The sequence below is a fragment of the Ensifer adhaerens genome (assembly GCF_002940685.1).
GTDB classification, from domain to species: domain Bacteria; phylum Pseudomonadota; class Alphaproteobacteria; order Rhizobiales; family Rhizobiaceae; genus Ensifer; species Ensifer adhaerens_E.
In genome coordinates, this window is record NZ_PNFP01000013.1 from 75,966 (window position 1) to 90,087 (window position 14,122).

Sequence of the window (14,122 nt, forward strand, 5' to 3'; positions counted from 1 at the left end):
GCGACCGGCCCTCATGCGGCGCATTCAGGGAAGTGGCCCTTCCGTTGCCCTGGACTTTCCACGAAGCCGAAATCCCTTGGTTTGGAGCGTGCAGGCGCTGCCCCACGTTGAGTTTCCCCGCGGTAACCCGAAGTGCTGCCCTGAATTCCGACCCCTACTTGCCGCACTCGGCCAAGACGAGCGCATTCAAACATGCCTCAAAAACTCTAAGGTCATCAAAAGGCAGATCCCTCCCATCAGGCGGCACACATATGCGTCCATTTCGAAGCGCCACGGTCCCGTCGATCATGAGGTTGTCGGTCATTTCGAAATCTTCGATCAAGGTGTTGTCCGACCCTCGCGGCAAGCCCGAAGAATCTATGCGTCGTTCTCCGTTGTAAAACTGGACGATCCGTTCGGTATGCTTCGCCGATGCATTGCTATACGCGTAGATCGGTTTATCGCGAGCCGACATGAAGCCTATCTCAAACGCGGTACCGGTGTCCGCGGCGAGACCGCGAAAGGGTGTCAGATTGGCGATCAGCATGTCCGCGCCCCGCATCAGCAGTTCGTTGACTGCGCTTATGGCAACGCCCGTCTGCCATTTGCTTGGCGCCACGGGGTAGTCCATCACGCCGGCGTAAATAGGCAAGAATCCGCGCTGGCGGACCAGTTCGGCTTTGCGCGCGACCAGTTGTTCGAAGTCGGGGTAGAAGACGTCGGGACCTGCAAGATAGATCGATCTCATGGCTGCCTCTGTTGCGGGGGAACGCCGGCTCCAGTCTTGCCTGGAACTGCCGAGCTTTCGATGTTGAGGTGACGGATGGTCGTTGCAATTCTCTCGGTCTGATCGTGCCCCGACCGGAGATGCCGCCTGTCGATGCGCAGCAATGACGGGTGATCGCCGACGACGACGGCGTGCCTGCTCAACTCGAGCATGGCCTCATCATTGCTGTCATTGCCGAAGGCCGCAAACAGCGGCGTATCTGCGGCGATCAAAGCACGGATGCCAAGGGCTTTGTCGACGTCCGCGCCCATGACGTCGAAAGTTCCGTCGCTGTGCCGCTCGATACGAACCCCGTCCAGGGCCTGGCACTGCGATGACGGCTCGGCGCAATTTTCGTCGGGCAACGCAAGCACCTTCAAAACGCCCGCCAGATCTCGGTCGGATCCCGGACGGAGTTTTCTGCCGAGATCGCGCGCTATTGCGAGGTGCATCCCACGGGAGTTGACGATCACGAAGTCCTCGCCATACGCGAAGTAGGCGCATCGCGCGGCCTCGAGGGTTTGCAACACCGAACGTGCGACTGGGGCGGCCATGACGCACCGGTGAACGCGCACCCCCGCCGCATAAGCGATTGCGCCGTTCGCGCCAACGATGTCGATCCGGGCAAACAATGCTGCGGGAACGACGTCGCGAATGTTAACCGGGTGGCGCGCTGAAGCGATGATGATCTGATGGTTGGATGCCAATTCTTCCAGTGCATCCAGAATTGTCGGGGCGATGCTCTGCCCGTCGAAGCAGATCGTTCCGTCAAGATCAAAGGCAAAGGCAGCCATCCCGCACTCAACCAATCGATGGAGAGGAGAAGGGCGAAACCGGCGCTCGAACCGGTCGATTGAGCAAGGCCACGAAGCGATCGTAGCGATTTCGGACCACCTCAGGCGAAGAACCGGCGCGAAAGGTGTCTTTGCTTGTGTCCTCTCCCATCAGTCCGAAGAAATCGTCTTCTTCACCGACCCATGCGGAGCGCATGCAGTCCGGGGAAATCTCTCCAAAGACAACCCGCCCGGTGTGGTCGATCTTCAAGCAGATGTCGTCGAGACGGATGCCGCAGGTACTCAGATGGGCAAATAGGCAGCCAAACGCGGCCATCGCCGTCTGTTCAGCTGCGGCGACGTCGATAAAATGCGCTGCCAACTGATTGGGGATGCACTCGTCGCGCAACCGTTGGCCATCTGAGTTGGTGAGTGGGTTCGTGTAGTCGAACCGTACGTAAGGCAGGTGTGGCTGATCCGGGCGGAAGTGGCCGCCGTCGAGCGTCGGATAGTCTTCGATCCGATACAGGCTGTGTTTTGGCGTTCCGACGTGTCGAGCCTTTACAATAACTTCCAGCGGCGGAACGTAATCCTTTCCGTCCTTTTTCAATCGCCGGGTAATGTAGTAGTCGTCGCCGAATGCGACAGTCGCGACGTCCACGCCCGATCGCTTCAGCATCGCGGCGAGGCGCTGAAATGACCGAAGGCGCGCAGTATCGGTACCTTCGATAACGGCAGAGCGATTCTGCGTGTAGGAATAGAGGCTCGGGATCATCCGCACGATGACATGTGCATCGTCAACGATCCGAATCTCCTTCGACTCCCCCCGGCGCAAAACCTGCAGACTGTCCCATGAGGCGCGCACGTCGTTCCATTGTGGCGTAATGCTGGTGGCATTCTCTGTCATGCGCGGTTCCTCCGGAAGCTTCAGATAGACGGTCCGATTTCGTTGGGCTTTGGGCCTGTGATTGTTCGAGCGACGATGTTCGGGCTCACTCGCGATAGGCCGAGAGCGGCGACCAGCGTGGCCATTACGATGCCTGCGAGGCTCGACAAGGCGAACGCGTTAAGGCCACCCAGTTCAATGAGGTTGGCAAAGATCACCGGTCCGAGAATGCTGCCGAGACTACCGAGCTGGGCAATCAGGCCAAAGGCGAGCGCTTCCTCTCCGGGATTGGCTGCCAGGTGAGATGTCAACACGAAGATACCTCCCTGAAGAACGCCGGACACCAGGATGGCAGCGCAGCAAAGAGCCACGAACATCGAGCCGCCGCCGTATGTCGAGATCTCAGGCACCAGGAAACCGCAAAGAAGGAGCGCGAGCAGCGCAAAGCCGCAAAGCAGAACCCTGCCCGCGCTTACACCTGCCTGGACGAGAAAGCCGGCGGTCAGCGTTCCGCAAATACTGATCAGCGGCATGGCGACGAAGAGAAACTGAGTGAGGGCCTGATGGGGCACAAAACTGGGCAGGAAAACAAGCAGGCCCAGATAGATCGAGGAGTGAAAGAAGAACAGCAAGCCGGGCAGAGACGTGCGCATCTTGCGATACGCGGCAACGATAATGCCGACCTGTTGCCGGAACATTTGGGCCAGGCCGATCTTACCCCGTGGGGCGACTGGCGTTTGCGCCAGGGGCCGGGCGGTCAGGAGCAGTGCGATCACGATTGTCAGCACGCCGTGAGCGGCCTGCAGCGCGACGCTGCCTCCAAGGGCAAGCAGCTGCGGACCAACGACGCCTGCAACCGCAAACCCCACGCCGTAGAAGGTGCCCCACAGCCCCATGACAAACGGCAGCCGTCCAGGAGGAGCGTGGGCACTCATCAGTGTTGGAGCGGCGACGACGATCAGAAGGTTGGTTATCCCTTCAAGCAACCGAAGCGCATAAAAGGTTTCGACCGAGGGCAGCCCAGCCTCGGCGAAGGACAGCAGCGCGGCTATATAGAGAGAGCCGAGCAGAACGCGTCGATAACCGATCGAACGCGCGATTGCGGCGCCGCTGACCCCGAAGATGAGCCCGAACAGGCCTGTTGCCCCCATGAGCGTACTCACCAGGGAAGCACTGACACCGAGTTCGCGTTGCAGCTCGCCGAAAGCTATCGACATCTTTGCAAATTGCATTGCGGCGCAGATGCCGGCGAACCACAAAATGAGGATTGTGAACCAGGTGCCGCGGGCGAGGACGGGCTGTGTCATGCGCGCACCGTCCCGCCCGCGGGCCGCGCCTTTGACTGGGTTTGCGCTGCGCAGAAATGCGCCGCCAGGTCGCTCAGCCGGTCGAAGACAGGCACCCCCAGCGATGTCAGCCGCAAGCGGCTCTGATGCCCGCTGGCGACGGCGATAAAGTCCCAGTTCCGATCGACAGCCACGGCGTAATCGTGATCGGTATCACCGATCAGGAGCACGCGCGCACCCGGCTCGCGCTCCAGCCGTCGATCAAGCTCGCGCGCACGGGCAATCTTGCCAGAAGCTGCACTGTCATCGAGGCCAAAGATATGGTCGACCTTGTCAGCGACCTGCAGACGTTGGGCGGTTCGCACAAGTGTCTGTTGGTGCGATGCGGAGAGGATGGCGAGCCGGCTGCCGGCTGCACGAAGGATCTCCACCAGTTCGTGAAAGCCGTCGCACAGCGCGCAATCACCGACCTCGGCATCGAAGTGTAGCAGATAGCTGGCCACCAAGACATCGAACGGCGTCGCACGGAAGTCGAAACCGATGTCGCGATAAAATTCGACAATGGGGAAGCGAAAAAGTCGTCGATAGGTCGAATGGTCAATTTCCTCCAACCCCTCGGCAGTGCGAACCCTGTTTACCGATCGCACGGCCAGGTCGAAGTCGTCGATCACCGTTCCGTTCCAGTCGAAGACGACGTGGGCATACTGGCCGTAGTCATTCATAGGGTCTCTCCGAGGTGTGGGGAAAACCTTGCGCCGATCGGCGCGAGAAGTGCCCGGAACACCATGCCGGCGCCGAGAAGCGTTTCGGGGCCGGCCATCAGGTTGTTGACGCGCAGAAGAGCGATCGCGGCCTTTCTGTTGACGGCGGATGCGACGAGTAGGCGATCGAAATAGGCAAAACGCAGTCGGTCGGAAAGGCTCGGCCGATCGCCTACACCTTCGAAACGCCGCTCCACCGCTGCGGCCTGCTGCCAAGGGTGTTCGACCGACTGGCATATCGCCGCCTGCAACTCCCGGCAGGCGCCCCGTCGTCCATTAACCCGGTGCAGGTGCGGTCGAATGGCATCGACTTGCAGCGCCGAGGCGCTCATGCCCTGGCTGTAGATCGGATTGATGCTGCAGACTGCGTCCCCGATGGCAAGAAAGCCTTCCGGCCACTCCGCCATTGCGTCGAACCGTCGACGCAGGCCGCCGGGCATTCGGTATCGTTTCAGCGCCCCGATCAGGCGTGCCGATCGGACGGCCTCGTAGAGATCCGGTATCGGCAGCTTCGCCAGGTAGTCGTGAAAGTCGGTGAGATCCGGGGTGGGCTGCTGACCGAACCAAGCGCCTGCCGTCACCATCCAGCGACCGTGCTCAATCGGGCTGACCACCGCCATCTGCTTTTGAGCGGGCAGTTTCGGCAGGCAGAGCAGCACCTGCCAGTCTGCCCTAAATCCTTCCGGCGGTTCGAATATGCCGGACACATAGCCCAGATGCGTGACGATTTGTTCGCGTTCAACCGCCCCGTAGCCAACCCCCGCCAGCCATTGCTCTGCCTTCGATCCGCGCCCGCCGGCGTCGACCACAAGGGCAGCTTTTATCTCGCGAAGCGTGTTGTTGCGCTCGCGCGCGTTCACGCCGACCACCCGGCGGTTGGTTTCGTCGAAGATAAGCCCCTCGACATCAGTCGCAGCCGCAATCCTGACGTTTTCGATCCGGCTTACGCGGCGTCGCAAAACATGTTCGAGGAGCGTTCGCGAGCAGTAGTGTGCGGTGATTCCGCTGTGCCAGCGGCGCTTCCACCGGCCGGCATGGTGACACTTGACGTCGAGGCAAAGGTCCGCGACCAGTGCGCCTTCACGCTCCAGATCTTCCATCAGCCCGGGGAGGAGGCCTTCGATGATGAGTTTGCCTCGCTGCAGGAGCAAATGGACGTGATGTTCCTGCTGTACCATCGACCGAGGTTCCGGCGTCGACGGCAGCAGGTCGCGGTCAAGCACCAGGACCCGATCAAAGTGTGCGGAGAGCACGCTGGCTGTCAGTAGCCCTGCGACGCTGGCCCCGATCACAACCGCCTGGTTCGCCGTATCACATGCTGCCGGATTGCTCATGGGCGTCTCCGGTAACTGTTCAGGGCGGAGATGATGTGGTCACGCATATGAGGCGTGATCCCCGGATGCACCGGTAGAGTTGCGACGGAAGACAGGAGCGATGCGGCGTTTGGGCATTCGCTGCGCCGCTCGGACAACACCGGAAACTCATAGAGTGGCCGGCAGCGATATGTCCGGATATCCGAGGGTACACCAAGCGTTGCCAGATGCTCGTTGAGCGACGAGCCTGCGTCGGATCGCTCCTGGATCAGCATTTTCACTCCGCATGCGAGGCCGCCCGAGACTTGCGGAAACGGAGCCAGATGGGGATTGCCAAGTCCTTCCGCGATCTCGTCCATCAATTGGCGGCGGCGCAGGATATGGCCGGAAAGAAGAGGCAGCCGGGCGATACCCAAGGCCGCCTGAACCCCAGCCAGCCTGTAGTTCGCGCCTCTGTCGCGATCGCCATGGTGCCGTGCGGCATGTACGCGAGCCGCCAGCTCGGGGCTTGCGCAGACGACGAAACCGCCCTCGCCCGTCACCAGAATCTTGCTGCCGTGCGTGGAAAAGGTAGCGAGGTCAGCGTGTTTCCAGATGAGTTGGCCATCCAGCTCTGTCCCGTGGCCGAGCGCAAGGTCGAGCACATAGAAGAGACCATGGGCTTTCGCGAACTGGGAAGTCTTGTCGGCCTGCACTGGATATCCCCACATCGGCACATCCATAACGGCCCGCGTGCGGGGGCTCAGCCGGCTGCGCGCCTGATCCAGATCCAGCGAAAAGCTGTCGCGATGGGTGTCGCAGAAGACGGGGATCACCCCGATCGCCGTTAATGCAAAGACGGTACAAAGTGGGCACGTCGGGGCCAGCAGTACTTCGTCACCTGGCTGCAGGCCAAGAGCGGAGAGAGCCACGAGCACCGCGGCATACCCTGACGACACGCTTAACGCATGGGGGGCCCCGAACCATTTCTCAAGCGCCCGCTCATAGCGCAGGACCGGTTCTCCCGCACCCGAAAGATCGCCGGCCAGGGCAAGGGTGACTTCGGCGCGATCCGCCGGGCTTCTGGGGTCGAACCGATCCGTAAGCCTGGAGTTGGCGGGGGCCGCCTGCTTGATGAACGTGGCGCCGGATTTGATGCCGCTTGATCCTGGGAAAACCTGCTCCAGCCGGACCTGACCGAGGGCAGCCTGCGCCGGGCTGATCTTGTGGTTCACCCCGACGTGGACGCCGTCAAGCCTCCCGAACTGCGCGAAACTGCGTGCCCGTTCGCCCACTTCACCGTCTTCAAAAAGCAGAACGCCTCCTTCTCCGGTCGAGAACGGCCCCTGATCGTGACCGGTTGAAAAAAACGCGATGGGGGCGTGGCCTGCCCTTGTGGTGATGGCCGCATGTGTTCCCAGGCAACGCGTCAGGTCGAGGACGAGAGGAACGCCGAGGCCGGCCGCCTTTGACCGGACTCCCGCAAGGTCGTCGCCGCCGACACCGTCGGGCGCGCAAAAAACCGCCCTGATGCGACCGAGCTCTTTCGGCCCGAAGCCAGCGGGGATAGCCTGAATGTCCGTCTGGCCGACAACATCTACCCTCGCCTGATCGAGGGCACCGAACAGCCAGGCGGGTGCGGCATAATAAACGAGAACGGCATCTCCCGGCGCCATGTTCAACGCTCCGAGCAGCACCGTGATGGCGCCACTGTCGGAGGACACGGCGACGGCGTCTTTCCAGCCCAGGCGAGATGCAAGTGCGTGCTCGTAGAGCGCCAAGTGAGACATGCCATCGTCCATGGGACCCATGGCCGCGGCCAAGACCGCCTCGACTTCGGCATGGATTGCCGCGTCCTCAGCCACTTGCGCCAGGGCCTCGCGAGACGCCGCGACGTCGTTCGATTTGGCCTGGGACGTCATGATGCTACCGATCGCCGGTAGTCGCGACCATAAATGTCCTCAACGACAGCGGCGATTTCGCAAATATCGTTCTCGCTCAGCCCCTCGTGGCATGGGAGGGTGATGATCGAGCCAATCAGCTTCTCAGCATTGGGGCAAGGACGAGCATAGCGCGCGAAAGCAGGAGCGTGATACAGGGGCTTGTAGTTGTAGCGCACCGTATCCGACTGAATGCCGCTGGCCGCCAGGAGCTGGCTGCGGCCACGGTCCTCGCCTTCGAACCAGAAGACCATGGCATATCCGTTGATTTCCGAGCCTGGATAGCGATTGAATTCCACAAGGGTCTTGCACGGCTTCAGTGCTTCGCGGAGCCTGGCCACAACGGCTCGGCGGCTGGCTATCTTGATGTCGAGGCGGGCAAACTGCGATATGCCGAGCGCCGCGCAAAGTGGCGCAAGCTTGGAATTGCTGCCGATGCGTTCGCCGACGCGGTATGCGCCGCTGGCGTCGAAGAGCGCGCCGTGATGCTGCCAAGTCCGCATGCGCTCGTGCAGATGAGCATGCGGCGTAATGCAGAACCCGCCCTCGCCGGTGCTGACCAGCTTGCGCTCATGGGTGCTGAAGGTCGCGATATCGCCAAACGTTCCGAACTTGCGCCCATTCATTTCGGTGCCGAACGCATGGGCGCAGTCCTCGATCAGAGCGATCCCGTTCGAACTGCAAAAGCCGGCCACAGCCTCCATGTCCCACGGGTACCCCCACATCGGCACAGTGATCAGGGCCGCGATTCCTTCCGCAGAAAGCGAACGGAGATCATCCAGATCGGGTGCAAAGCTATCGGGGCGGACGTCATAGAAAACCGGGCGCAGACCCAGTGAGATAACCGGCAAGATTGTCATGACGGGCGCGGTCGGCGGTACCGCGACCGCAGCGCCGGGCTTCAGTTCGAGAGAGCGCAACGCGAGTTCGATTGCCACGGTGCCGTTGCTGCAGGCAAGCGCATGCGGGCTGCCGAAATAGGCGCTGATGACAGCTTCATAGTCGGCGATGATTGGCGATCGTCCGGAAAAACTCGTCGAGTTGAACGCCCTGGTAACCGCATGCAGATCGATTTCATCAAAATGAATGTGAAGGTTCTGTAGTTGCCGGGAGGTCTTTGCGCTCGTTTGCATGGTTCAGGACGCCTTTTGCACGAAAATGAGATCTTGTGATTTCGCCTGCGCCTCGATCTCATCCAGGCAGCGATAGGTCTCCAGCACGGACCGGAAGCTGATCGCCGATTCGCGCTTTTCGCGAACGGCATCCAGGAACTCGGTGAGCTGGCCGGCGTAACCGGTCCGCGTGAAGCCCGACTCCAGCGGGCTGTGTGCCCAATGTTCGCTCCAGCGCTTCGTTTCCTCTCCCGCATAGGTCTTGCCGACCTCGGTCACGCCTATTTCCCAGAGCGTCTTGCCGGTAATGTGCCGCCCGCCCGTGCAGATCGCGTCGAAGTCGAAGACAAAATGAGGGCTCGTGTTGCTCGTCACGAGCGAGGCCGTTGCCCCGGAGGAAAATCGCAGGATGACTGTCATGACGACGATCGAGCCGTCGCAATCTCCAAAGACGGAAACGTCGGCGACAGGGCCACAAAGGTCGATCAGGAAGTCGATACTGTGGATGGACTGCGCGTAGAGAAACGAACCCAACAGCTCGTTTTGATTCCAAAGCGGAACGGTGGGTTTGTTACAGAAATGGCGCAGCGTTATCGAATGAAGCGGTCCACTGGCGAGCGTCTTCAGCCGCTGCGTCACACTGGCATAACGAAAATTCATGCCGACGCCGGTCGTGCAACTGCGGCGCTCCGCATGCTCGATCAATGACCTGAGATGAAGGCTTGAAGGCGCGGGCGGCTTTTCGACGAAAACAGGAAGACGTCGTTCGATGGCGTGATTTGCAATCTGGTAGTGCTCGTTCGGATAGCAGGCGACAATCAGAGCATCCAGCTCGCATGTCTCGATCATGTGTCGATAGTCGCCGAATATCCGATGCGGCGGCAACAGCCGGCCCGCATCCCTTTGGCGGTCGGCGTCGTAGTCGCAGATCGCGTGAATCTCAGCACCGAGAAGTGTCTGGCAGCAGGGAACCAGAATCTCCTGCGCCTGCGCCCCATAGCCAACAAAACCAAGTTTTATCATATGCTTAGCTTTCTTGTAAGAACCAGCACAGATGGCCGGTCGGTATAGCTTGGGAGCTGCTCGAGGCCGACCCAGTGGAGCGCCTTGGACTCACTGGTCAGCTTCAGGGGAGCGCTGTCGTCCGCCTGCAGCAAAAATCGAAGGTCGTAGTGGGTGTGCTGCGGCATGGAACCGCTTGCCGGAATGTCGTGGATATCGATGTCGAAAAGATCCTGTTGCAACCCCACGATGCATTTCAGGCCAGACTCTTCATAGCACTCGCGCAGTGCCGAAAAACGCGGATCACGTATTCCGTCGCAATGCCCACCAAGCGGCAGCCAGCAATCAAGCTTGGCGTGATGCGTCAGCAACACGGCATCGCGGCGCGGGTTGATAATGAATGCGGACGCCGTGATATGACCGGGCAGGCTATCCCGACCAAAAGGGTCGGACCTTTGCGAAAGCAACTCCAGGACCGCACTGGCATTGTCTCGATCACGCGTAGACTGCAACTGGTAGCGACCAACGTAAGGAATGGAAACCCAGCCTTCCGACAAGGCGCAAGGCGCCGGGAGCTGTCCGCCGTGAAGCTTCTCCCATTCGGCGCAGATGTTTTCGGAACGAGGCTTGTCGAGATTCATTCTATTCCCCGCGGTCTCGAAGGGCTTGGCCTTGCAATCTTTCCGGGAGCCTATTTCAGGCGACGCAACCTTTACAGACAAAGGTTGCGATGGTAGCCATTAGCAATCGTACTACTCACTTGAGAATTCGGCAGGTAAAGCCGCAGGCGATTGAGGATGTTCGTTTGGGATTGCCGCGTGATCTTGACCTGGTGCTGCTGCGGGCCTTCGTCGCCGTCGCGGAATCGGGGCAAATCACCAAGGCAGCGCGCCGGCTCAACCTCACGCAATCCGCCGTCAGTCAACAGATAGGCCGGTTGGAACAGCAGATCGGCATGATCCTGTTCGAGCGCCTCGCAAACCGGATACGGCTGACCCCCGAAGGCAGACTGTTTTACGGCAGCACCGTAAAATTGATTGCCCTCAATGATGAGATCCTGCGGGAAGTTCGCCGCTCGGTTGAGGAGACCGAGATCCGTCTAGGCGTTCCGCACGACCTTGTAGAGCGATACATCCCGAACATTCTGCGCTGTTTTGCTCAGCAACATCCGAACGTCAGGGTCAAGCTCGTTAGCCTGGCGAGCGGCAAGTTGCGAGAACTGCTGGAGCTTGGCCAGGTCGATCTGACCCTGACGACCGAACTGGTCGGCGAGGACAGCGATGGCCGCATTGTCACAGATCGGCTTGTGTGGGTCGGTGCCCGAGATGCCCGAACGTATCGCAATCAACCATTGATGGTTGCGTTGGGGGACGACGGAGACATGTTTCGCGCCCCTGTATCCGAGGCGTTGAATGACGCGGGTATTGTTTGGCGGCCCGTTACGCAGGTCGGCAGCCTTGGCACCGTCCTGGCGATGCTGGCCGCAGACATGGCGATTGCGCCATTCTTGTCTGAAACCGTGCCGCGCTTTCTAGAAGTCATTCCCGACGGCGCGCTGCCGCAGCTTCCATATATGCACATCAATCTCTTGCGCGGCCGATCACCTTCGGTCCCGGAGATTGCGGCGCTCGAGAGCGCAATCAGAGATGCCTTTGTGCGCGGCGGCAATGTCGCGGTTTGACCCCTCCCGCACATGATCGACCTGGTTCGCGCGTGCGGCGGAACGGGCGGGTTCGCAGTGCAGACTCCAACCTTCCTGCAGGGTGCCGCATCCGAACGAAATGAAGCGCTGCTCGAGGTTTCGTTTCTAGTGGAGCAGGAGAGCCACGGGCATCAAGGCGAGGAGATAGGCAAGTCCATCCGCCGCAATTCGATCGCGCAGGCGGTGCGAGGCGAAAGCGCTTGTCGAACCGTGTTCGTTGTCGTTCATTTCGTTCTTCCCGAGGGGTGGTTGTCGCGCCGGGCTAAAGGATAAGCTGGGCCGGCCCGGATATGGGGGACAAACCGGCCGGGATCAAATGAAAGGGTGGCATCCTAAGCATGCGCGATATTCATAGTCTCGATCTGAACCTGATCCGGATCTTCAACGCCGTGCTCGATGAGCGCGGTGTCACCAAGGCGGCAGACCGTTTGCGTCTGACGCAGTCCGCGATCAGCCACGCTCTTGCACGCTTGCGCGAGATCATCGGCGACGAACTTTTCATTCGCGGCCCGGACGGCATGCATCCCACCCCGCGGGCGATGGAATTGTCCCAGGCGTTCAAGCCGGCGTTGCGGCAGATCGAAACTGCGATCTGCGAGCCGGTTTTTCACGCCGATTCCTCCGACATCGAATTCTCCATTGCCACGTCGGACTACATAACCGCCACGACGATTGCCGACTTCATGGCGCGCCTGCGCGAGCGCGCGCCGAACGCGCGCTGCCGTGTGCGCTCATTGAGTGAAATGAACATCGCCGAGGAACTCGATCGCGGTTCCATTCACGCGGCGATCGGCGTCTTCGGCAAGACACCCACCCGGTTTGTCAGGGAACCGTTCTTTTCCGATCGCAGCGTCTGGTTGATGCGCAAGGACCATCCGGCGGCGACCGGTGACTTTGGCCTGCAGCAACTGTCGATGTCGCCGCATGTCGACATCCTGATTTCCGATCGTTCCGAGGCGCATGGCGGCGGCACGATCGACGAGGGTGGCCTCGAGCGGGCGCACATCACCAGCAATCCACGCCACATCGAAGGCCTGCTCGCGGCGCAAGGCCTGGTACGAAGGGTCGGCGCCACCGTTTCGCATATTCTCGTCGTTCCTGCGCTCGTGGCGACGACCGACATGATCGCCTTCACGCCCTTGCGCCTTGCCGAGCGGGCGGCGCAGGCCTTTGATCTTGTCTGGCGCGAGCCGCCCTACGAGACGCCTCCGCTCGAAGTATCCATGTTGTCCCACCGCACGATGGGCGCACACCCGTCCGTGCGCTGGCTTCGCGAGGAACTCATCGCAAGTTCACGGAGCTATGCCGCCGATCAGCATCAGATTCTCGCTTAAGGATCATGAACCACATTCATGCATCAAGTGACGAGCGTTCATTTCATTCATGAGGACTTGAGGGCCATATTGTTGAAATCTTGATCCTGCCGCTCCGGCGAAAGAGACGACGACAATGAACGCCATCGTTACCGAATTGTCCCCTAAGAGCCCGCGCGAAACGACGGCACGCGGGTCGATTGACGACACCAAGGCACCCGCCGCAGACACCCGAAAATTCCGGCGCAGGAGCTATCTCGCGCTGGCCCGAACCGCAGTCATCGTCGGCGGGATCGGTCTTGCCGTGGTTGTTCCGCTTGGCTGGGGGCAATGGGTCGCCGGCTTCACCAACCAGTCGACCGACAATGCCTATCTGCGCGCCGACATCGCTCCGATCAGCGCGCAAGTCGCAGGCACCATTAGAAGGGTCGCCGTGCACGACTTCGAGCGTGTGCATAAAGGAGACCTCCTCGCCGAGATCGATGCGTCGGAATATCAGGCGAAAGTGACCCGCGCCTCGGCGGCGGTTGCCGCCGGTGAAGCGGCCATCCGCAACGTCGACAGTCGGCTTCGATTGCAGCAGCGCCTGATCGCGCAGGCGGAAGCCGGTATTTCGGCGATCGCCGCGGATCGTGACCGCGCGCAGGCCGAGCACGCCCGGCAGACGGCGCTGACGCGCGACGGTTGGTCGACCAATCAAAGGCTCGAGGAAGCGCTTGCCGGGATCAAACGCTTCGAAGCGCAACTGACCGAGAAACGAGCGGACGCCGCTGCGACGCGCGAAGAGGTGAGCGTGCTCGGCACCCAACGCGAACAGGCGGAAGCAGACCTGGCGAGCCGCAAGGCGGAGCTGGCGCTTGCCGAGATCGAGCTCGCCCGCACCAGGATCGCCGCTCCGTCCGATGGCGTCGTCAATTCAAGCAGCGTTCGCACCGGTCAGTATGTGTCGCCGGGCATGCGGGTCATTTCCGTTGTCCCGCTTCCGAACGTCTATGTCGTCGCCAACTACAAGGAGACCCAACTCGGCAAGGTCCGGGTCGGTCAAGCGGTCTCCATCGCCGTCGACATGTTTCCCGGCGAGACCCTTTACGGCCGTGTCGAGCGGATCTCGCCGGCAAGCGGTTCGGAGTTCGCCCTGCTGCCGCCGGACAACGCCACCGGCAACTTCACCAAGGTGGCCCAGCGCATCGCCGTCAGGATCGCACTTACCGACGTTCCCGACGGGCTGAAGGATCTGTTGCGGCCGGGCATGTCCGTTCTGTCGACGATCCATACCGACCAGATGGCTGACGCTACTGGTCGCTGATCGG

The 14,122-nt window shown here is 60.9% G+C and carries 14 protein-coding genes; 4 read left to right on the forward strand and 10 right to left on the reverse strand.

The window, feature by feature from the left end; translation table 11 throughout:
• Nucleotides 1–154: 154 nt before the first annotated feature.
• From C1A35_RS23870 to C1A35_RS23915, 10 genes are read right to left on the reverse strand one after another with little or no spacing between them, the layout of a single operon-like run.
• A complete protein-coding gene (locus tag C1A35_RS23870; protein WP_104666759.1) occupies nt 155–727 on the reverse strand; it encodes a nucleoside 2-deoxyribosyltransferase in 573 nt (190 codons plus the stop codon).
• The gene (locus tag C1A35_RS23875) at nt 724–1,539 is read right to left on the reverse strand and encodes an HAD hydrolase family protein (RefSeq protein ID WP_104666760.1); all 816 of its coding nucleotides are present in this window, start codon (nt 1,537–1,539) and stop codon (nt 724–726) included. Before C1A35_RS23875 ends, C1A35_RS23870 begins: the two co-directional genes overlap by 4 nt.
• A gap of 7 nt (nt 1,540–1,546) precedes the next feature.
• Complete coding sequence (locus C1A35_RS23880; RefSeq protein WP_104666761.1) at nt 1,547–2,425, reverse strand: hypothetical protein; 879 nt, start codon at nt 2,423–2,425, stop codon at nt 1,547–1,549.
• A 20-nt stretch (nt 2,426–2,445) separates the two neighbouring features.
• Entirely contained in the window at nt 2,446–3,711 is a 1,266-nt protein-coding gene (locus C1A35_RS23885; protein ID WP_104666762.1) for an MFS transporter, read from the reverse strand.
• Entirely contained in the window at nt 3,708–4,412 is a 705-nt protein-coding gene (locus tag C1A35_RS23890) for an HAD family hydrolase (RefSeq protein WP_158665140.1), read from the reverse strand. The genes C1A35_RS23885 and C1A35_RS23890 overlap by 4 nt, the downstream gene beginning before the upstream one ends.
• Nucleotides 4,409–5,785, reverse strand: a complete 1,377-nt coding sequence (locus C1A35_RS36025; protein ID WP_158665141.1) for an NAD(P)/FAD-dependent oxidoreductase — start codon at nt 5,783–5,785, stop codon at nt 4,409–4,411. The genes C1A35_RS23890 and C1A35_RS36025 overlap by 4 nt, the downstream gene beginning before the upstream one ends.
• Nucleotides 5,782–7,665: a DegT/DnrJ/EryC1/StrS family aminotransferase gene (locus C1A35_RS23900; protein WP_104666765.1), complete on the reverse strand. Its 1,884-nt coding sequence runs from the start codon at nt 7,663–7,665 to the stop codon at nt 5,782–5,784. The genes C1A35_RS36025 and C1A35_RS23900 overlap by 4 nt, the downstream gene beginning before the upstream one ends.
• Nucleotides 7,662–8,816, reverse strand: coding sequence for a DegT/DnrJ/EryC1/StrS family aminotransferase (locus C1A35_RS23905; protein WP_104666766.1), 1,155 nt, complete (start codon nt 8,814–8,816; stop codon nt 7,662–7,664). Before C1A35_RS23905 ends, C1A35_RS23900 begins: the two co-directional genes overlap by 4 nt.
• Nucleotides 8,817–8,819: 3 nt before the next feature.
• The gene (locus C1A35_RS23910) at nt 8,820–9,818 is read right to left on the reverse strand and encodes a Gfo/Idh/MocA family protein (RefSeq protein ID WP_104666767.1); all 999 of its coding nucleotides are present in this window, start codon (nt 9,816–9,818) and stop codon (nt 8,820–8,822) included.
• Nucleotides 9,815–10,438 carry an NUDIX hydrolase gene (locus tag C1A35_RS23915; RefSeq protein WP_104666768.1) on the reverse strand — a complete coding sequence of 208 codons (624 nt, stop codon included), beginning with the start codon at nt 10,436–10,438 and terminating at the stop codon, nt 9,815–9,817. The genes C1A35_RS23910 and C1A35_RS23915 overlap by 4 nt, the downstream gene beginning before the upstream one ends.
• A gap of 89 nt (nt 10,439–10,527) precedes the next feature.
• Here C1A35_RS23915 and C1A35_RS23920 point away from each other — a divergent pair, with 89 nt between their 5' ends.
• From C1A35_RS23920 to C1A35_RS23930, 4 genes are all read left to right on the forward strand, one after another.
• A complete protein-coding gene (locus C1A35_RS23920; protein WP_104666769.1) occupies nt 10,528–11,478 on the forward strand; it encodes a LysR family transcriptional regulator in 951 nt (316 codons plus the stop codon).
• Nucleotides 11,479–11,490: 12 nt separating this feature from the next.
• Nucleotides 11,491–11,772, forward strand: a complete 282-nt coding sequence (locus C1A35_RS36030; protein WP_158665142.1) for a hypothetical protein — start codon at nt 11,491–11,493, stop codon at nt 11,770–11,772.
• Nucleotides 11,773–11,837: 65 nt separating this feature from the next.
• Nucleotides 11,838–12,833 carry a LysR family transcriptional regulator gene (locus C1A35_RS23925; protein WP_104666770.1) on the forward strand — a complete coding sequence of 332 codons (996 nt, stop codon included), beginning with the start codon at nt 11,838–11,840 and terminating at the stop codon, nt 12,831–12,833.
• Between the two features lie 115 nt (nt 12,834–12,948).
• Entirely contained in the window at nt 12,949–14,118 is a 1,170-nt protein-coding gene (locus tag C1A35_RS23930) for an HlyD family secretion protein (RefSeq protein ID WP_104666771.1), read from the forward strand.
• The last annotated feature ends 4 nt before the right edge of the window (nt 14,119–14,122 follow it).

Excerpts from the sequence above, each read along its gene's own strand:
- C1A35_RS23870 (WP_104666759.1), bottom strand. The coding sequence starts at position 727 with ATGAGATCGATCTATCTTGCAGGTCCCGACGTCTTCTACCCCGACTTC.
- C1A35_RS23880 (WP_104666761.1), bottom strand. The coding sequence starts at position 2,425 with ATGACAGAGAATGCCACCAGCATTACGCCACAATGGAACGACGTGCGC.
- C1A35_RS23900 (WP_104666765.1), bottom strand. The coding sequence starts at position 7,665 with ATGACGTCCCAGGCCAAATCGAACGACGTCGCGGCGTCTCGCGAGGCC.
- C1A35_RS36030 (WP_158665142.1), top strand. The coding sequence starts at position 11,491 with ATGATCGACCTGGTTCGCGCGTGCGGCGGAACGGGCGGGTTCGCAGTG.
- C1A35_RS36025 (WP_158665141.1), bottom strand. The coding sequence starts at position 5,785 with ATGAGCAATCCGGCAGCATGTGATACGGCGAACCAGGCGGTTGTGATC.
- C1A35_RS23930 (WP_104666771.1), top strand. The coding sequence starts at position 12,949 with ATGAACGCCATCGTTACCGAATTGTCCCCTAAGAGCCCGCGCGAAACG.
- C1A35_RS23875 (WP_104666760.1), bottom strand. The coding sequence starts at position 1,539 with ATGGCTGCCTTTGCCTTTGATCTTGACGGAACGATCTGCTTCGACGGG.
- C1A35_RS23920 (WP_104666769.1), top strand. The coding sequence starts at position 10,528 with ATGGTAGCCATTAGCAATCGTACTACTCACTTGAGAATTCGGCAGGTA.
- C1A35_RS23890 (WP_158665140.1), bottom strand. The coding sequence starts at position 4,412 with ATGAATGACTACGGCCAGTATGCCCACGTCGTCTTCGACTGGAACGGA.
- C1A35_RS23925 (WP_104666770.1), top strand. The coding sequence starts at position 11,838 with ATGCGCGATATTCATAGTCTCGATCTGAACCTGATCCGGATCTTCAAC.
- C1A35_RS23905 (WP_104666766.1), bottom strand. The coding sequence starts at position 8,816 with ATGCAAACGAGCGCAAAGACCTCCCGGCAACTACAGAACCTTCACATT.
- C1A35_RS23910 (WP_104666767.1), bottom strand. The coding sequence starts at position 9,818 with ATGATAAAACTTGGTTTTGTTGGCTATGGGGCGCAGGCGCAGGAGATT.
- C1A35_RS23915 (WP_104666768.1), bottom strand. The coding sequence starts at position 10,438 with ATGAATCTCGACAAGCCTCGTTCCGAAAACATCTGCGCCGAATGGGAG.
- C1A35_RS23885 (WP_104666762.1), bottom strand. The coding sequence starts at position 3,711 with ATGACACAGCCCGTCCTCGCCCGCGGCACCTGGTTCACAATCCTCATT.